Here is a 17,300-nt window from a genome sequence, read left to right as displayed (position 1 = left end):
CGTTTATTTCGGCACTTCCTCAAATTGCGGGGTTTTCATGCTGCGCAAAATGCTCACTTCCACCCGGCGGTTCTTGGACCGTCCTTCCTCCGTGTCGTTCGTGTCGATTGGATGGTACTCGCCGTACCCGATGGAACGGAAGCGGGCGGGGCCGATTTGATCGTTCTCGAGCAATATTTTCATAAAATTAAGTGCCCGCTTCGAGCTCAAATCCCAGTTCGTTTCGAATGCGGCGCTGCCGATCGGGACATTATCCGTATGACCTGCCACTTCGACCCGGTAATTCGGGTATTGCGCCAGCATCTCGGAGATGAAGCCGGCAAGCCGTGTAGCTTCCGGTTTTACCGTAGCGGAGCCGGAGGAGAACAAGGCGTTGTCTCGAATGGTAATCATCAGCAAATCGTCGGTCAATTGGGTGTCGAGCTCCGCAGACAACTGGTTGTCCGCTATGTATTGATCGAGCCTTTCCTTGAGCTGCTCCAAATCGTGCTGTTCCTTCTGAAACTGCTTCGCTTGCTGTTCTTGCTGTTGCTGCTGGGCCGTTGCCGGGTTCGACGGATCCTCGTACTTGCTCTTATCAACGTTCGGCGCCACCTGAAGCGGAATCATATTGGACACGTCAAAGGTGCCGGTACCGCCGGCGAAGGCAGAGTTCAGAGAGCGCATGATGCTGTCGTACTTTTTGGAGTCCACCTGACTGGAGGCGAACAAAATAATAAAGAGCGCGAGCAGCAGGGTTAACAGATCGGCGTAAGGGATGAGCCATGTTTCGTCGATATGCTCCTCATGATGCTCGCGGTGCTTTTTTTTACTCATCCCTGTCTCCCGCCTTGCTCTCGTTTTTCTCGTCCCGCTGAGAAGTCGGTATGAAAATCATCAGCTTCTGCTTCACGGCCGTCGACGAAATACCCGACTGGATGGAGAGCAGTCCTTCGACCATCATCAGCCGGATTTCCACTTCTTTCTTCGACTTTTGTTTCAATTTGTTGGCAATCGGATGCCAGAGGACATAACCCGAGAAAATCCCGAGCAGCGTTGCGACGAAAGCCGCAGAGATCAAGTGGCCGAGACTCTCGACATCGTTCAAATTGCTGAGCGCCGCGATCAGGCCGATAACGGCCCCGAGCACCCCGAGCGTAGGCGCGTAAGTGCCGGCTTGGGTAAAAATTTGCGCGCCTGAACGGTGCCGCTCCTGCATCGCTTGAATATCTTCCATCAAGACGTCGTGCACAAAGTCTTGATCGTTGCCGTCAATGATCATGCGCATACCGTTGCGCAAGAACGGGTCTTGAATTTCCTCCACCTTGCTCTCCATCGCGAGGAGCCCTTCGCGGCGGGTGATGGACACCCAGTCCGTGAACAGGTTGATCAGATCCATTTTCGGAATTGTTTTTTGCTCGGTGAAGGCAATCTTTATCAGTTTGGGGAAGCCCTTCAATTCTTCCAAAGAAAAGCCGATAAAGAGAGAGGCCGCCGTTCCTACGAAAATGATCATAAGAGCAGCCGGGTTGACGAGGGCAACGGGACTTGCTCCCTTCAGAATCATCCCCACAATGACTGCCACAAAGCCAAGAACAATACCGATAACTGTTGATTTTTCCATTTCGCTGAAAACACCTTCCGCCTGTTTATTTTCTCCATTTTCATGCATTTTCCAATTACTTCGACAAAAAGTGACAGTTATCCTGCTAGGGAATCCTTAGTTTTTTTGTTTAATTTTTCACATTTGGAATAATTGGAGTATAATGAGAGTTAATATGAATGAAGCAGATGGGCGCAGCCGCCGTTATTTTTCATGGCGGTCAGCCCGCGCGGAACGAGCGTGGCGCCCGGGTCAGCAGGGGAAATTGAAAGAAGACGTTCGCGAAGCGGTCATCCCTTGACGAAGCGGACGATGACCGTAACCGAATGAATGAAGAGAGGGGAACAAAGCATATGCAGGCAAATCATCTCCACGAGAAGACAAGGCTTGGACCGGTCCACTTGAAAGTGAGCGAGCTGGATCGGTCGGTGCGCTTTTATGGCGAGGTTGTCGGGCTGCGCGAGCTGCACCGCGCGTCCGGGAGGGCTGTGTTGACGGCCGACGGGGACGAGTCGCCGCTGGTCGTTCTGCATGAGCTGCCGAACGCTATCGTCATGCCGCGCCGAACGACCGCGGGGTTGTATCACTTTGCGCTGTTGGTGCCGAATCGCCGGGCGCTCGGTCTGTCGCTGCGCCACTTGCTGACGTGCGGCATTCATGTCGGGCATAGCGATCACTTGGTCAGCGAGGCATTGTACATTCAAGATCCGGACAACAACGGCATTGAAATTTATGCCGACCGGCCCCGTGAAACCTGGCGGCGCGACGAGAGCGGCCGTTATGTGATAACGACCGATCCGCTCGACGTGGACGGATTATTGAAGGAGGCGGGGGACTCGCCGTGGGAAGGGCTGCCCGCGGGAACTAGTATCGGGCACATTCATTTTCACGTATCCGACCTGCTTGAAGCACGGCGGTTTTATATCGAGACGTTAGGCTTCGACCTGATGGCGTCACGGGATTCGGCGATGTTCGTCTCGGCCGGCGGGTACCATCATCACGTCGGGCTGAACACCTGGGCCGGCGTTGGCGCGCCGCCTGCTGCGGACGATGCGGCGGGGCTCGCTTATTATACGCTGGTCGCGCCGACGCCCGAAGAGCTGGAGCGGACGACCGCCCGGCTGCGTCAAGCCGGGATCGCGCTGGAGCAGGACGGGGAAGCTTGGTTCGCCCGCGATCCGTTCGGCATTACCGTCAGGCTGACTAGCGAAGAGGCTATCCCTAAAGGGTAAAACCCAATGCGATCATCTTAACGGTACAACTTCGAAACCAAGTATAAAAGAAGAACCTTCAAAACCACTCTCAAAGTGGGATGAAGGTTCTTTTCATCTTCGATGCATGACAAAACCGTCCGGTCCAGGGGGAACGAACGGTTTGGCGATGCGATGTTCAGGCTAAGCCCGGATGCAGTACAAGCGGCTCGTCGCTTCCCAGATTTCGCCTTGCGCGAGCGAGAACAAACCGATCTCCTCGGCCGGCAAATCGACGTTCGGAGCGTTGACGAGATTCGTTTGCGGCTCGGGGCAGAAGAAGCCTTCGGTTGCATTGTTATTCCAGATCATCCAATGCTTGTAAGACGTGCCTGCGTCATAGACGAGCTTGACTCCAAGCCGGGAGTCGGTCAGTTCCATCCGGTTGCGGCCGTTCTGCGGCTCCGCCGTGTAATGGTTATCCATCGGCTCGAAGAACGGCGAAATGCCGCCCGATTTGATCGCTTCTTCTTCCGGCTTCAGCGTCTGGAATCTGCCCGTCGGCAGCATCCGTTCGCTCATCTCGCGACGCCGGCCGATCGTCATTGTAAAGCGGCAGTCGGCTGCGGTGCTGCCCGGAGCGAATGGCGCATTGACCGCTGTATGGAAGGCGAGCAGGCAGGGCATAAGTTCCGTGCCGTCGTTGCGCACGAGCACGTGCTGGCCCAATCCGTCTTCCGTCAGCGTATAGGTGAGCCGGAACGTAAAGGCGTGCGGCCAATAACGGTATACCGGATGGGCGGCGTCAACCTTCTGCGTGAGCGTCACGTAGCTGCTGTTCGAAGTCGTACCGTACGTTTCCACGACCCAGGGAATATTGAACAAGAAGCCGTGCAAATGGTTGCCTCGCGCCGCTTCGTTCACCGGGAATTGATAGGTGGCGCCGTTCCAGGGGAACTTGCCGTCCTCGATCCGGTTCGGCGGGAAAAGCACCGGCATGCCGTGAATCACCGGACGCGCTTTGAAGCTCTCCATCTCCTCAAGCGCAGGTTCGTGCAAAAAGCGGTAGCCGGCCTCCGTATCGCGGAATGCGATCAGATTGGCGCCGATTTCGGGCAGAACAGCCGCTTCGTAACGGCCCGCCTGCAGCCATACCGCCTTCTCGCCTTGATAAGTATCCTCATAAGCTTTGCATGCGAAAGTCACAATAGGTCCCCTCCGTCTAGTCTCGTCCATCCTACATCATAGCGGGTGGAAGGGCAGCTTGCCATTAAAATAACAACCTAAACTATTAATATTTAAACCTCGACGTCCGGCGAAGCGATACGCTCCCGATGCGTGTAAACGTTCATGGACGAGCCGCGGATGAAGCCGACGCACGTAATGCCGAGGTCGTCCGCCAAGGAGAGCGCCAGATCGGTCGGCGCCGACTTGGAGAGCATCACGCCGACCCCGATTTTCGCCGCCTTCAGCACGACTTCGGACGATAAGCGTCCGCTGAACGCGATAATTTTATCGCTCGTCCGCCACCGGTTGCGCAAGCAGTGCCCGAACAGCTTGTCGAGCGCGTTGTGCCGCCCGATATCCGCGCGCGTCGCGAGCACATCGGTGACCGAGCAGAGGGCCGCGTTGTGCAGGCCCCCCGTATTGCGAAAGTCAACCGAGCTTCGCTGGAGCGTCTCCATCAAGCTGTAAACCTGCTCGGGCTTAATACGAATTTGCGAGACCGATGTTTTTGCGGTCCGCACATCGTTTTGAAAATAAAACTGACGGCTTTTGCCGCAGCAGGAACCGATAAACCGCTTGGCGTAATATTCCTTGCCGACGGATTGGGGGCGTATCAATTCGGCGTAAGCGATGCCGCGGTCCTCGTCGACGGACATCGTCTTCAACTCGTCGGCTTGCCGAATAACGCCCTCCGACGCCAGAAAACCGACGACCAGATCAGTCAGCTCGGTCGGCGAGCAGACGATCGTCGCGAATTCTTCGCCGTCCACATACAAGGTTAGCGGGAACTCCTCGGCAATCTCGTCTTCTTGCTCGATTACGCCTTGACCGCTGAATTTCATCATATGCCAATGGGTCGTCAGCTTTCGTGTCATGGACTCGCCCTCCGATCGCTTCAGCCGAGCGTTTCCATTTCGAGCTCGGCGACTCGTTTCTCAACGTAACGCGTATCTTTCAAAGCATGATACGTTTCCGCTTTTTCCACCACGACGGCGGTATTGTATTCGGGGATGCCGGCGAAAGCCTCATACACGCCTTTGGGAAACAGCATGTTGCCTTCCGGCCAATACAGCTCCACATTGCCGGGGGCCACCTCCGCAGTTTTCGCCCGGCCGTGGAATGTGCCGAACTGGTTGTAAACGACAAGGGCATCCCCGTCTGCAATCCCCAGCTTCGCCGCATCGGTCGCATGCAGCAGCACGTCGTAACGGTCCGCAGCATTAAACGGGTCGTGGCTGCCGTAAATCATGGAATTAAATTGCTTGCCGCGCCGCGTCGTCGCGTAGAAATGCCCCTCCGGCTTGCGCCGCTCCGGCAGTTCTACCGGGATCAGTCTGCCGCGTCCATCCGGCGTCGGGCAAATTCCGTCCTCGCACAGCCACGCATTGCCCCATTGGAACACGTCGCCCTTCGCGTGCAGATGCTGGATGCCGTCGTAATTGGGAGCGGCTCTGGCGATTTCCTGGCGGATGCCCGCCGCATCCGTCAAGCCGAGCACAGAGGCGGAATCCGGCCGCACGAGCGCCGCAAGCTCCGCGTAGATGCTCCACTCCGCGCGCGCTTCCGGCATGCGCGGACCTTCGATTTCCGGCGAAAAGTAGACCATCCGCTCGGTGGAAGTGGACGTGCCGCCGCCCGGCTGTTCATAACGGGTCATCGCCGGCAAGACGATCACGGCTTCCCGGGCGTCGACCAGGGTCGAGGTGTTGAGCACGATGTCTTGGTGGACGCGGATGTCGACCTGCTCCAGGCAGGAGCGGACGAAGTCCGGCTCGGGCATCGTCTCGAGGAAGTTGCCGCCGGACGTGTAGAACACCTTCAGCTTCCTCTCATGATCGTCCGGGAGCAGCGCATTCTCGAGCGAGACGCCGACGATGTCGCCCTGCCACTTCGGCAGCTCGAAGCCCCACTCGCGCTCGATCCGCGCGATGTCGTCGCCCTTGAACTCGCCGCCCGGCAGGCTGAACGGATCGGCGCCCATTTCGCCCGAGCCCTGCACGCCGCTATGCCCGCGAATCGGCATCAGGCCGCAATGCTCACGGCCGAGAAACCCTCGCAGCAGCGCCAAATTGGCGACCTGCGAAATGTTATCCGTGCCGAAGCGGTGCTGGGTCAGCCCCATGCTCCAGACGAAGACGGCCGATTTGGCTTCCGCCAGCAGCTCGGCAAATTCCCGCATGCGCGCCTGGCTCAAACCGGAGGAGCGTTCCAGTTCCTGCCAATCCTGCTGAAGCACGTGCGCCTTCAACTCTTCGTATCCGTTTACATGCGCCTTGATGAAGGCGTGATTGACGGCCGATCCGGGAGCTTCCGTCTCCATCTCGAACCAGCTCTTCATGACGCCGTGCATGAAGGCGATGTCGCCGCCGATATGCACCTGGTAGAAATCGTCGGCGAGCTTCGTCCCGAACAGCGCCGATTCCGGAATCGACGGGATCCAGTAACCGTCCATCGCCGGCTCGCGATACGGGTTGATCATGATGATTTTCGTGCCCTTGCGCTTCGCGGCGTACATATATTTGGTGGAGACGGGCTGGTTGTTCGCGGCGACGCTGCCCCAGAAGACAAGCACGTCGGTGCCGATCCAATCTTTATAGGTGCAGCTGGAAGCTCCGATTCCGACCGAGCGCTTCAAGGCCGTCTTGGACGGTGAGTGACAGATGCGCGAGGCGTTGTCGATGTTGTTCGTGCCGATGAAACGGGCAACCTTGGCGGCGGCGTAATAAGACTCGTTCGTGATGCCGCGGGCCGTCAAATAAAACGCCAGCTGCTTCGGGTCGATGGCGCGTATTTTACCGGCGATCGTCTGCAGCGCTTCGTCCCAGCCTACACGGCGGAAGCGCCGCTCTCCCTTGCCGCGCATCAGCGGGTAGGGAAGCCGCCCGAGCTTGCGCAGCTGCGCGCTGTCCAGCTTGCGCAGCTCGTCGATATCGGCGTGCAGCATGTCCGGGCGGATCGCCGGCATCGTGTTGAGCCGCAGCACGTTCAGACGCGTCGTACACAGATGCGGGCCTTCCAGCGTCTGATCGTATAACCCGGACACCCCGAGCGCGCAGCCGTCGCAAACGCCCTGTGTCAGAATGCGGGCCGCATACGGCAAATTGTCGCGGTTCTCCCAGGCGACCTTCAGCGTATCGCGAATATGATGCGGCTTAATTCGTCCCAAGCCGAACGGCATTCGGCTGACCCAAAGCTTCGGGTCGGGCTTCCCAGGCAATTTTATGCGGCCGCTATGTTTCGTTTTTCCCATTGTACGTCCTCCTTAGAAGTGTCGGTCTGGTATAAGTTCAATAAAAAAACCGCCGAGACGTTACTTTTTCGCATGAAAAAGCTTCATCTCCAGCGGTTAGTCTCTAGCAGGTTCGCTGCCAAGCGCCAACGTTTGACGTTATCGGTCGCCGAATTTATTTTGGATGTTCTGATCAAACACGAAGATGGACATGCCGAAATCCTGATCGATGTCGATATCGACGAACAAATCGACGAATGCAGCTCCCAGCAGCTGCTCCATCTCGGTTGGAGGGTGACTGCGGTAAATATCCTTGACCCATTGCGTGCGGGCTTCCCGCAGCATTTGCTTCCCGTCGGCCGCGTTTGCGATAAATTTCTCGACCGGGGAGAGATTGCCTTCCATCTCGCAGATGGCCCAGTTCTTGCAGAAGGTGGTCGTGATCCGGCCCGGGCCTTTGCCCATATGACGCTTTCGGTACGCTTTGACCAAGTTGCTGAATTCGGCTTCGTATTTATTCATGCTTCGACCTCCGATAACCGTTAAACGGGTAACAGGTGCGCTGTCCCATATCTGACGGCAAGCAGCAAGATATAGTCTTAACAAAATAATCTTAACAAGAAAGCGTTACCGTGACAAGACAAGAAAAAACCTCCCGCTCGCACACACGGCGAACAGGAGGGGGCGGGGGACTACAGCAGCGCTTCGATATCGGCTGTTAACGCAGCCGGCGTAACGGGCGGTTCGAAACGTTTCACGACGTTGCCGCTGCGGTCAATCAGGAACTTGGTGAAATTCCATTTGATCTCATTGCCTTCAAGCAGCCCTTGCTGCTCCAGGAACGAGGCCAGCTTGCCGCCGGTCTGCGGGTCGATTCCTTCGAACGGAGCTTGTTCCGTCAAGTAGGCGAACAGCGGATGCTTATTTTCGCCGCGCACCTCGACTTTGTCGAACAGCGGGAAGGTGACGCCGTAATTCAGCGTGCAGAACGTGTTGATTTCTTCATTCGAGCCGGGCTCCTGCGCGCCGAATTGATTGCAGGGGAAGCCAAGGATTGTCAAGCCGCGGTCTTTGTACGTTTCGTACAGCTGCTGCAGCTCGTTGTATTGCGGGGTGAGTCCGCACTTGCTGGCCGTATTGACGATAACGAGCACCTTTCCTTTGTATGCCTCTAAAGAAACTTGCTCTCCGCGGATGTTGTTGGCTTTAAATTCGTATACGCTCATGGATTATTCCTCCGTTGTTTTGAGATGGACTTGCTCCAATAAGGAAGTGAGACGCAGACGCAGCGCTGTCGTTTCGTCTTCCGTCATGCCGGTGACACAAAATAGTTTCTCGGGAAGGTCGTAGGCCTTCTCTTTAAGCGCGGCGCCCTGCGGCGTCAGCCGGATGCGCACGTTCCTCTCGTCCTGCGGGTCGCGTATGCGGGTAAGCAGCTTCAAGGCCTCCAGCTTCTTCAAGAGCGGGGTCAGCGTTCCGGAATCCAGGTATAGCCGTGCGCCAAGCTCCTTGACCGTAATGTCATCCCGTTCCCAAAGCGCCAGCAGCGCTACATATTGCGTATACGTAATGCCCAGTTCGTCGAGGTGCGGGCGGTACAGCTTCGTAATTTCGCGAGCGCACGCATAAACAGCGAAGCAGAACTGATTCTCGAGCTTCAAAAGTTCATCGCGATTCAGGATTTGCAAACCTCCTTATATTAGATTGCTTGAAATTAAATTGTATAAAATCTATTTACTGAAACTACTTTACCATCCGTAATGAGCGAAGTCAATGTTTACGCTGCGAACGGTGTGAATTTGTATCGAACGACGTTTTCCCGACAGGTCCTATCCATCATAAAAAGGGCAAAGCATGGCGCCCTGCGCATGTAACAGTTGCATTAGAAAAATACGGATGGTATAGTGGAAAATGACCTCAGAACCCAATTGTTATTTTGGTCAGTACAGGAGATGGATAAATGGATCCTAAAAAAACGGCGATCTTGGATGCGGCGAAAAAATCGTTCTCGCTTTTTGGCTACAAAGGCACGACGATGGGGCACATCGCCAAAATCGCAGGAGTCGGCAAAGGTACTTTGTACTTATATGTGACAAGCAAGGAAGAACTGCTGAACGAGATTGTCAGCGTCTTGGTGGAAGATATGAAACGAACGGCGGAGGAAGCGATCGGGCAGGGCGCCACCGTCTTTGAGAAAATCCACGGGGCCATCTACGCCGCGCTTATGTTCAGGAAGGAACAGGAGCTGCTCATCAAGCTGGCGCACGAGGTGAACGAATTCGGCAGTCAGGTGACGGAGAACGCGCTCGACCAGATCGAGAATCAAATGGTCGACTACATTTCGCAGCTGATCGAACGCGCGGTCAGCACCGGGGGGATGAAGCCCTGCGATCCGAAAATTACCGCCTTTATCGTCTATAAGCTGTATCTGGCGCTCGTTTACGATTGGGAACGGCAGCATCCGCCGCTCACGGATGAACGCATTTTGGAGCTGCTGCAAACGTATCTAATGAACGGCCTATCCACGAAATAGGCTGCTTTTTTTCATCATCTTTTATGCGGAGGGGTATTTATGCGCTTTATTCGACCATTGGTTTATTCAGTGATGGCGGTGGCCATCGGTACGGGAGGCTTTCTGCTCACTACGAAGCAAGTAAACGGAAGCACGCAAGCCGGAGCTGCCGTGCAGCCGACAGCTTACATTGAATCGAACGAGGTTAGCGCCAGCTTTAAGATCGGCGGCCGCGTTACCGAGATTCTCGTGAAAGAAGGGGATACGGTCAAGAAAGGCCAAGTGCTGGCGCGTCTGCAAAGCACGGAGCTTGAGGCGAAGGTGGCGCAGGCCAAAGCGGCCGTGGCGCTCGCCCAGGGCAAGATTGCCGAGGCGCAGGGCGCAACCGCTACCGCTCAGGCGAAGAAGGCGCAGGCGATCGCCGGCGTGACGGCTACGGCCGATGCGGCGGATCAGCAAATCGCCCAGGCCGAAGCGGCGGTGAAGGCGGCGCAAGCGAAGGTCGACGGGCTGCGTAACGGCGCCCGTCCGGAAGAGAAGAAGCAGGCCGAAATTCAACTGCAGGCGACCAAGGAAGTGTACGCCCTCGCCGAGCAAAACTTGAAGCGGATGCAGGCGATGCTTGCGGAAGGCCTTGTGGCGCAGGCCGACGTCGATAAAGTGAACGTGAGCTATCAGGAAGCGAAAACGAAATATGAGCTGGCGCAGCAGCAGTACAACCTCGCTCAGCAAGGGCCGCGTGAGGAGGAAATACGCGCAGCGGAAGCGCAGCTGGAGCAGGCCAAAGCGGCGCTCGGCCTCGCCCAGGCAGGCCGCGAGCAAGTAGCCGTGCGCGAAGGCGACGTTGCCGCAGCGAATGCGGCCATACAGCAGGCGCAGGGCGCTGTGCAGTCGGCCGGCTCCGCCGAGCAGCAGGCCAAGGCGGCGCAGGCTGAAGCGGAAGCGTATCAGAGCTACACCGAGCTTATCGCGCCAAGCGACGGAGTGATCCTGGCGCAGGGTGCACAGCCCGGCGAACTGGTCGGCGCGGGCTTCCCGGTTTTTACCATTCAAGCGACAGACGGCCATTGGGCGAGATTTTATATGACCGAGACGTCGCTCGCCGGACTGAAGAACGGAGACCGCGTCAAGCTGAAGCTGATCGCGACGGGGCAGGAGCTCGAAGGCAAGATCCAGTCGATAGCGGCGGCACCGGATTTTGCGGTCAAGAAAGCGACGCAAACCGCGGGCGAGACCGACGTGCGCTCGTTCGGCGTGAAGGTTGAGCTGCCGCAGCTTCCGGAAGCGGCTGCGATCGGCATGACGCTGCAGTGGAACGGTAAAACGGAAGGGTGATCGGTCGTGACGGAGCTTAAAGTAGGCGGCGTCATTGCCGACGAGTGGAGACACATTATCAAAGACAGGCGGCTGTTCTTAATTCTTTTCATCGTGCCGGTCATGTATACGCTGCTGTTCGGCTCGCTTTATACCCACCACAAGGTGACCGAGATGACGACGATTGTCATGGACGAAGATCAAAGCCCGCTCAGCCGTCAAATCATTCAAGCTTTCGAGGAAAGCGAATCGTTCCAGGTGACGCGCGAGGCGCATACCGAGGAGGAGGTCAGGCGAGCGATCGCCTCCGGGGAAGCGAAGGTCGGGTTGTTCATTCCGAGCCGGTTCGAAGCGAGCTTGAAGCAGGGCCAGACGCTGCCGCTGCTCACGTGGGTCGACGGCAGCAACATGCTGTACTCGAATTCCGCGACCAAGGGCGCGAACGAAGTCATCACCACGTTCAGCATGGGCCTGTCAGCCAAAAAAATGAAGCTGCAGCAAGGCCTGCAGGACGAACAGGTGGCGAACGTGCTGTCGCCGATTCCGTTTCGCTATCGGGTACTGTACAACCCGACGTTTAATTACAGCGACTTTATGATGTACGGTCTGGTCGGAGCCATTTTGCAGCAGGTGCTGTTTCTCGGCATTTCGCTGACCGTCACGCGGGAGAAAGACGGCGGGACCTGGCAGCGTTATGCGGCATGGAAACGCGATCCTTGGCGGATCGCGTACGCCAAGACGGCGCCTTATTTCCTGATCAATTTGTTTAACACGACGATTGCGCTGCTGATCGCGTCGTATTTATTCGGGGCGCCGCTTGCCGGCAGTTTGTTCGCCGGGCTGGCGGTCGTGATGTCCTTCACGTTCGCGGTGTGCGGGATCGGGTATTTGATCAGCATGTTCTCGGGCAATCAGCTCGGGGCGACGCAGACGGCGATGCTGATCGCGGTGCCTTCGTTCCTGCTGTCCGGCTTTACCTGGCCGTTCGAAGCGATGCCGAGGGCGCTGCAGGTTCTGGGGCATCTGCTGCCGCTGACCTATTTCCTGGACGGGGTGCGCAGCGTATTCGTGAAGGCGAACGATTACAGCGCAATCGGTTACGATTGCCTGGCGCTCGTGATGATGGGACTCGTGACGTTCATGGCGGCGATGCTGCTGACGCGCTTTGCCGTGTTTCGCAAGACGACGCCGGAGGATGCGGCTGCGCCGGTTGCGGTTCGCGCCGAGCCTGCGGGAACGGGAACCGCAACCGGAAACGGAAGCGGGCTTACCCTATAATATTGAGGGAGATGGAACGAGAATGAACCGAAGAACATTTGCGGGCTTTTGCGCCGCACTTTTGATTGCTGCCGCTGTCCAACCGGCCGTTTATGCCGAGACGGTAACGGAAGATCCGAAGCAAAACCTGTACTTGAGCGCCCCGGTCCTGGAGACGGTCGCTTCGATCGACTTGCCGTCGGTGCTGGAACGTGCGTTGACGGACTCGAACAACCTGCAGCTGCTCCTGTTGAAATATGCGGCGTTAAACTCGAAGGAGCAGGATTTAAAAGCACAGCGGGAATCGCTGGTAGGCGGCTCGTTCACAGGCGGACATTTACCGGATACGCCCGAGGAGATGGTCGCCGGGATGAATGCGCAAGGAGTAGCCGTCGATCCGGCGGACAACCTGTGGCTCGGGCCGGTGACGACCGTCACGAATAAGGCGATCAATCAGCTTATCCAAGGCATGGGTACGATGAGCGCCGGCATGAATGAGATCATCCAGCAGCAGCGCGAGCAATTGAAGACGACGGCGCACCAGTTGAGCACGGACCAACGCAACGCGCTGCTGCAGAAGGACGAGGCGGTTGAAGCCATCCGGCTGCAGACGACCGCCCAATACGTGCAGCTGCTCGGCTTGAAGAAGCAGCTTGCCTTTATGCAGGATTACGCTTCCGTGCTGGACAAAGAAGTGAAGAAAGCGATGCTTTTCCGCGAACAAGGGCTGGCCTCGAACGAAGACGTGCTGACGGCGACCAAAGCGCTGAACAAGCACAAGGACGAGCTCGCCCTGCTGAACCAAAATTACAAGCTGGCGCTGGTGCAGCTTTCGTTCGACATCGGGATCGCGTACAATCCTTCGCTGGAAGTGAAGGACATCGCGATCGTCACCGTAGAACCCGTGCAGCGAGCGGATACGGAAACGATCCTGAAGAACGCCTATCAGATGAAGATGAGCGCGAACAATATCGACGAAGCGGCGTGGCAGCAGTCCAATACGGTAACCCAAAATACGTATGGGGGCAACTATTTGAGCGTAAACCTGGCGATTTCGGGCATGAAGAACGAGCAGACGCAGCTGGAGCTGACGAAGAAAATCGAGGCCGTGTACACGGAAGCGGAGAACGCCTATCTGGCCTATACGACGGAAGCGCGGAATACGGCCGAAGTGAAGGCGGACTTGAATAAAATGAAGGTGCGTTACGACGCAGGCGTCCTGTCCAGGCACGATTTGCAAAAGTTCGAGCTGAAGGTGCGCGGGCAAGAGACGACGCTGGAAGCCGCGAAGCTGAAATATTTCGTCCTTCGCGAGAAATCGCGCGCGATGGAGAAAGGGTTTATCTCGTAATGGGAAATGGGCTGTGCCGGGCTGATCAAGCCGGCGCAGTCTTTTTTTTGTGAGCGGCAGCGCCGGGCCGGATACGTGCCGCCTGCCCGGCCCCGGCATGCCTTCGCTTGAAGGCATGCCGGGGCTTTTGGCACGGAGCGGAGGCGACTTCTTTCGCTTGCGCGGTTGCCTTTACTGGAACCGGCGCCGGTATTCGCGAGGCGTCGCGCCGACATATTTCACGAAGCAGGAGGTGAAGTAGGCGGCTTGATTAAACCCGACGTCGTCGGCGATGCGCGTGATCGGCAGATCCGTTTGCAGCAGCAGCAGCTTGGCCTGCTCCAGCCGGTAATGCATCAAGTATTCGAACGGCGAGCAGCCGAACTGCTTCTGCATGCAGCGCGCGATATAAACCGGATGAAAATTCAACGCTTCGCCAAGCGCCTGAGCCGACACGTTCTCGTGGTAATGCTGCCGCAAATAAGAGGCCGCCTGATCGGCGCATCTGGCGGAGGACGCCGTCTCGTCGGACTGCCAGGACTCATGCAGCCGCTCCAGCAGGTTCTGAAACAACGTCTGCTGTTTCCAGCGGGACAAGCTGTCGGAACGGGCGCCCAGTTCGATCATCTGATCCATAAGCGCGAACAGCTTGGCCGGCTTCGGGATATGAAAAGATTGGGGGATATGAAATTTGATGGTTTGCGGAATGAAAACCCGCAGCCGATCCGGAATCTTTTCCTCCCGGTCATCGCTCGTTTCCGATTCGTTCGGATCAGACACGCGCCACTCGCCGGACGTTTGGAAGTGGAGCCAATAATACAACGTTTCCTCCTGACAGGGTGCCGTCGGATAATGATGTTTATCCGGGCGCAAAATCAACATGTCACCGGCTGAAACCTCGTATTTCCGGTCTTCTTCGGCGATGTACAAGCAGCCGCTGCGCACAAGCAGCATATCGAACACACCGATATTCCGACGGTTCGGATGTTTGAAGCCCGGCTCGTTCGCCGCGAAACCGTTCACAATGAAATAGGGCATCGGCGGGACGGACAACTGTAGCACAGACAGCGCTTTCACCCCCTTACTATAGGCATGTAAAGTTTGAATTTTAATAGTTCTGGTTGCAAATATGATATATGAATCCCAGTATACCATCTATAATGTGTAATGACGACAGGAGGGATTTACGGACATGACGGATACGCACAAAAAAATGACCTTATGGGCGCTTGCGTGGCCCGTTTTTATTGAAATGTTTTTGCAATTTTTGCTCGGGACGGCGGATACGTTTATGGTAAGCCGCATATCCGACGATGCGGTGGCCGTTGTCGGGATCTCAAACCAGCTGTTTAACGCGGTGACGATTTTATTCGCCGCCGTGGCGGGCGGAGCCGGCGTGCTGATCGCTCAGCGGATCGGGGCGCAGCGGAACGAAGATGCGCGCAAGATCGGCATCATGACGGTGAAAGCGTCGATCGTGATCGGGCTTGGCTTGAGCGTGCTTCTTTACTTCGGCGCGGCCCGCGTAGCGGCCTTGCTGCAGCTGGAGGTGTCGCTGCTGCCGCTTGCCAAGACGTATATCGCCATCGTCGGGGGCGGCATGGTTTTGACGGCTGTGATGTCGACGCTCAGCACCGTCATCCGCAGCACGGGCGACACGCGCACGCCGATGTTCGTCGCCATTGGGATGAACGTCGTTCATATTATTCTGAACTATTTGCTGATCTACGGCACATTCGGGTTCCCGGCGTTAGGTTTGGAGGGTGCGGCCCTATCCACGGTCATGAGCCGATTGGTCGCTTCGATAGTGCTGTTCATCGTTTGGGCCGGTGCCTTTTCCCGTCGGCTCGAGTGGAGCGACTGGAAGCTGTATGACCGCCCGATGTTTCGCGAAGTGCTGCGTATCGGTTGGCCGCTGGGCCTGAACATGGCCTCCTGGTTTTTCTCCCAGCTGGTCATTTATGCGTTCGTCGCCAAATTGGGCGCGTCGGCCTTAGCCGCAAGAACGTATATGAATACGCTGGAATCGTTTTGCTTCCTGCTCGGCTTCTCGGTGGCCTTGGCCGTCCAAATCCAGATTGCCTATTTATACGGCGCCGGGCGCAAAGAAGAGGCCTACCGCAGCGCATACCGGGCAACCGGCAGCGGTTTGGTTATCGTCTTGATCGGTGCGCTGCTTCTTTATGTATTAGGCGAGAGCATATTGTCGTTCTTCACTCAAGATGCGGGCATCTTGGCGATCGGCTTGTCGCTGCTCGGGTTGAATTTGATTTTACAGCCGGGCAAAATGGTCAACATGGCGGTGGGCAATGCTTTAATCGCGATCGGGGACACCCGCTTCGTCGTATATAACGGCTTTTTCTCCATGTGGATCGTCGCCGTAGGGCTGTCCTATGTGCTCGGCATTCAGTCGGGGTGGGGCTTGATCGGCATCTATGCGGCGATGATCGCCGACGAATATTTGCGCGGCTTGCTCGTTACCGTCCGCTGGAGCAGCAAAAAAGCGCTGAACAAAGCCTTGACGCCTCCGGACGCGGCTCAAGTTGCCGTTCATCCTTAGCTTCGTTATAATTAAATAAGCGTATCGGATAAGAAGCATATCCGATTAGGTCAACAAGAGGCTTTATACCGGAAGAGGAAGACCGGGTAAAGCCTCTTTCCTATGTGAAGCGCATGCTGAAGAAGCCGAAGGAGGAACCGAACATGAGTTTGATCGCGGACTGGGTCCGATACGGGCCGGAAGGAGCGTACACCGGGTATGCGGCAAGACTGGCTACGGCACAAACGCCGCTTCCCGCCGTTATCGTGCTGCAGGAAATATGGGGCGTGGACGAGCATATCCAGGACGTCACGCGGCGTCTGGCGCAAGCGGGCTACGCTGCCTTCGCACCCGACCTTTTCGCGAAGGACGGCGAACGATTGCCGGCGCTCGGTGCCGGTCAAATCGAGGCGGCGAAGCAGTTCCTGAACACGCTTCCGCCGTCCGCATGGCGCAATGCGGAAGAACGGGATACCGCGCTGGCGCGGCTCCCCGAGCACGAGCGGTCGGGGATCTCCGCTACGCTGAACCGGCTCTTCGACCTGGGCGGGCTGCAGGACGCGTTTCGCACGCAGGCTGCCGAAACGGCCGTTTACTTGCGCGAGGTGTGCGAGCACTCGCGGGGACAGCGCGTCGCTTCGGTCGGCTTCTGCATGGGGGGCGCACTGTCGGCGGCGCTGGCCGTGAGGGACGAGCAGCTTGCAGGAGCCGTCATTTTCTATGGCTCGGCTCCAGCCCTGGACGCGCTGTCCTCCATCCGGTGTCCGGTGCTTGGTTTATACGGAGAGAACGATAAGCGGATTACGGACGAAGTTCCCGCGTTCGCCGAGGCGATGGAGCAAGCGGGCAAACGCTTCGACTACCGGATTTATCCGGACGCCCCGCACGCCTTCTTCAACGATACGCGCCCGAGCTACCACGTTGCATCGGCCAGAGCGGCCTATGCCGAGACGCTTCGATTTCTGCAGGAGACGCTGAGCTAGGATGCAGCCTCTGGAGCCGCCCTTCATGCGGAGCCGGAGGCTGCTTTATTTAAATCTGCCGGAAGAGCGAATCGGGCGCGCCATGATACCGTTGAAAAGCGGAATGTCACCGCGTATAGTTGGAATGAAGAACCAAT

16 protein-coding genes are annotated in these 17,300 nt (G+C 57.1%); 7 read left to right on the top strand and 9 right to left on the bottom strand.

What is annotated here, in order from left to right; genetic code table 11:
• Nucleotides 1-3 precede the first annotated feature (3 nt).
• Nucleotides 4-816 carry a flagellar motor protein MotB gene (gene motB / locus PVA01S_RS09080; RefSeq protein WP_054796740.1) on the bottom strand — a complete coding sequence of 271 codons (813 nt, stop codon included), beginning with the start codon at nucleotides 814-816 and terminating at the stop codon, nucleotides 4-6.
• Nucleotides 809-1,603, bottom strand: coding sequence for a flagellar motor stator protein MotA (motA, locus tag PVA01S_RS09075; protein WP_127606980.1), 795 nt, complete (start codon nucleotides 1,601-1,603; stop codon nucleotides 809-811). The genes motB and motA overlap by 8 nt, the downstream gene beginning before the upstream one ends.
• A 332-nt stretch (nucleotides 1,604-1,935) precedes the next feature.
• Here motA and PVA01S_RS09070 point away from each other — a divergent pair, with 332 nt between their 5' ends.
• Nucleotides 1,936-2,814 carry a VOC family protein gene (locus PVA01S_RS09070; RefSeq protein ID WP_127606978.1) on the top strand — a complete coding sequence of 293 codons (879 nt, stop codon included), beginning with the start codon at nucleotides 1,936-1,938 and terminating at the stop codon, nucleotides 2,812-2,814.
• 162 nt (nucleotides 2,815-2,976) lie between these two features.
• Here PVA01S_RS09070 and PVA01S_RS09065 read toward each other — a convergent pair whose 3' ends face one another.
• The 6 genes from PVA01S_RS09065 to PVA01S_RS09040 all read right to left on the bottom strand — a co-directional run bounded on the left by PVA01S_RS09065 (nucleotide 2,977) and on the right by PVA01S_RS09040 (nucleotide 8,907).
• The gene (locus PVA01S_RS09065) at nucleotides 2,977-4,008 is read right to left on the bottom strand and encodes an aldose 1-epimerase (RefSeq protein ID WP_174817573.1); all 1,032 of its coding nucleotides are present in this window, start codon (nucleotides 4,006-4,008) and stop codon (nucleotides 2,977-2,979) included.
• A gap of 62 nt (nucleotides 4,009-4,070) precedes the next feature.
• Complete coding sequence (gene fdhD / locus PVA01S_RS09060) at nucleotides 4,071-4,874, bottom strand: formate dehydrogenase accessory sulfurtransferase FdhD (protein ID WP_127606974.1); 804 nt, start codon at nucleotides 4,872-4,874, stop codon at nucleotides 4,071-4,073.
• A 20-nt stretch (nucleotides 4,875-4,894) separates the two neighbouring features.
• Nucleotides 4,895-7,249, bottom strand: a complete 2,355-nt coding sequence (locus PVA01S_RS09055; protein WP_127606972.1) for an FdhF/YdeP family oxidoreductase — start codon at nucleotides 7,247-7,249, stop codon at nucleotides 4,895-4,897.
• Between the two features lie 138 nt (nucleotides 7,250-7,387).
• Entirely contained in the window at nucleotides 7,388-7,750 is a 363-nt protein-coding gene (locus PVA01S_RS09050; RefSeq protein WP_054796737.1) for a Na-translocating system protein MpsC family protein, read from the bottom strand.
• A 170-nt stretch (nucleotides 7,751-7,920) separates the two neighbouring features.
• Nucleotides 7,921-8,454 carry a glutathione peroxidase gene (locus PVA01S_RS09045; RefSeq protein WP_054796736.1) on the bottom strand — a complete coding sequence of 178 codons (534 nt, stop codon included), beginning with the start codon at nucleotides 8,452-8,454 and terminating at the stop codon, nucleotides 7,921-7,923.
• A gap of 3 nt (nucleotides 8,455-8,457) precedes the next feature.
• Nucleotides 8,458-8,907 carry a MarR family winged helix-turn-helix transcriptional regulator gene (locus tag PVA01S_RS09040; RefSeq protein WP_054796747.1) on the bottom strand — a complete coding sequence of 150 codons (450 nt, stop codon included), beginning with the start codon at nucleotides 8,905-8,907 and terminating at the stop codon, nucleotides 8,458-8,460.
• A 281-nt stretch (nucleotides 8,908-9,188) separates the two neighbouring features.
• Here PVA01S_RS09040 and PVA01S_RS09035 point away from each other — a divergent pair, with 281 nt between their 5' ends.
• From PVA01S_RS09035 to PVA01S_RS09020, 4 genes are read left to right on the top strand one after another with little or no spacing between them, the layout of a single operon-like run.
• Nucleotides 9,189-9,761 (top strand): TetR/AcrR family transcriptional regulator, encoded by a 573-nt coding sequence (locus tag PVA01S_RS09035; RefSeq protein WP_127606970.1) that lies wholly within the window; start codon nucleotides 9,189-9,191, stop codon nucleotides 9,759-9,761.
• Between the two features lie 39 nt (nucleotides 9,762-9,800).
• Complete coding sequence (locus PVA01S_RS09030; RefSeq protein ID WP_127606968.1) at nucleotides 9,801-11,075, top strand: HlyD family secretion protein; 1,275 nt, start codon at nucleotides 9,801-9,803, stop codon at nucleotides 11,073-11,075.
• A 6-nt stretch (nucleotides 11,076-11,081) separates the two neighbouring features.
• A complete protein-coding gene (locus PVA01S_RS09025; RefSeq protein ID WP_127606966.1) occupies nucleotides 11,082-12,332 on the top strand; it encodes an ABC transporter permease in 1,251 nt (416 codons plus the stop codon).
• 22 nt (nucleotides 12,333-12,354) lie between these two features.
• The gene (locus PVA01S_RS09020) at nucleotides 12,355-13,662 is read left to right on the top strand and encodes a TolC family protein (RefSeq protein WP_127606964.1); all 1,308 of its coding nucleotides are present in this window, start codon (nucleotides 12,355-12,357) and stop codon (nucleotides 13,660-13,662) included.
• Between the two features lie 171 nt (nucleotides 13,663-13,833).
• Here the strand turns inward: PVA01S_RS09020 and PVA01S_RS09015 are convergent, their stop codons facing one another.
• Nucleotides 13,834-14,703, bottom strand: coding sequence for an AraC family transcriptional regulator (locus PVA01S_RS09015; RefSeq protein ID WP_236595848.1), 870 nt, complete (start codon nucleotides 14,701-14,703; stop codon nucleotides 13,834-13,836).
• Between the two features lie 130 nt (nucleotides 14,704-14,833).
• Between PVA01S_RS09015 and PVA01S_RS09010 the strand changes: the two genes are divergently transcribed.
• Nucleotides 14,834-16,201: an MATE family efflux transporter gene (locus PVA01S_RS09010; protein ID WP_127606962.1), complete on the top strand. Its 1,368-nt coding sequence runs from the start codon at nucleotides 14,834-14,836 to the stop codon at nucleotides 16,199-16,201.
• Between the two features lie 143 nt (nucleotides 16,202-16,344).
• Entirely contained in the window at nucleotides 16,345-17,163 is an 819-nt protein-coding gene (locus tag PVA01S_RS09005) for a dienelactone hydrolase family protein (RefSeq protein ID WP_127606960.1), read from the top strand.
• The last annotated feature ends 137 nt before the right edge of the window (nucleotides 17,164-17,300 follow it).

This window comes from Paenibacillus validus NBRC 15382 (assembly GCF_004000985.1).
Taxonomy (GTDB): Bacteria; Bacillota; Bacilli; order Paenibacillales; family NBRC-103111; genus Paenibacillus_G; species Paenibacillus_G validus.
The sequence above is the reverse complement of the archived record's forward strand: the minus strand, read 5'-3'. Positions and strand labels throughout refer to the sequence as shown.

Excerpts from the sequence above, each read along its gene's own strand:
- PVA01S_RS09045 (WP_054796736.1), bottom strand. The coding sequence starts at position 8,454 with ATGAGCGTATACGAATTTAAAGCCAACAACATCCGCGGAGAGCAAGTT.
- PVA01S_RS09030 (WP_127606968.1), top strand. The coding sequence starts at position 9,801 with ATGCGCTTTATTCGACCATTGGTTTATTCAGTGATGGCGGTGGCCATC.
- fdhD (WP_127606974.1), bottom strand. The coding sequence starts at position 4,874 with ATGACACGAAAGCTGACGACCCATTGGCATATGATGAAATTCAGCGGT.
- PVA01S_RS09070 (WP_127606978.1), top strand. The coding sequence starts at position 1,936 with ATGCAGGCAAATCATCTCCACGAGAAGACAAGGCTTGGACCGGTCCAC.
- PVA01S_RS09050 (WP_054796737.1), bottom strand. The coding sequence starts at position 7,750 with ATGAATAAATACGAAGCCGAATTCAGCAACTTGGTCAAAGCGTACCGA.
- motA (WP_127606980.1), bottom strand. The coding sequence starts at position 1,603 with ATGGAAAAATCAACAGTTATCGGTATTGTTCTTGGCTTTGTGGCAGTC.
- PVA01S_RS09020 (WP_127606964.1), top strand. The coding sequence starts at position 12,355 with ATGAACCGAAGAACATTTGCGGGCTTTTGCGCCGCACTTTTGATTGCT.
- PVA01S_RS09035 (WP_127606970.1), top strand. The coding sequence starts at position 9,189 with ATGGATCCTAAAAAAACGGCGATCTTGGATGCGGCGAAAAAATCGTTC.
- motB (WP_054796740.1), bottom strand. The coding sequence starts at position 816 with ATGAGTAAAAAAAAGCACCGCGAGCATCATGAGGAGCATATCGACGAA.
- PVA01S_RS09005 (WP_127606960.1), top strand. The coding sequence starts at position 16,345 with ATGAGTTTGATCGCGGACTGGGTCCGATACGGGCCGGAAGGAGCGTAC.
- PVA01S_RS09010 (WP_127606962.1), top strand. The coding sequence starts at position 14,834 with ATGACGGATACGCACAAAAAAATGACCTTATGGGCGCTTGCGTGGCCC.
- PVA01S_RS09065 (WP_174817573.1), bottom strand. The coding sequence starts at position 4,008 with ATGGACGAGACTAGACGGAGGGGACCTATTGTGACTTTCGCATGCAAA.
- PVA01S_RS09055 (WP_127606972.1), bottom strand. The coding sequence starts at position 7,249 with ATGGGAAAAACGAAACATAGCGGCCGCATAAAATTGCCTGGGAAGCCC.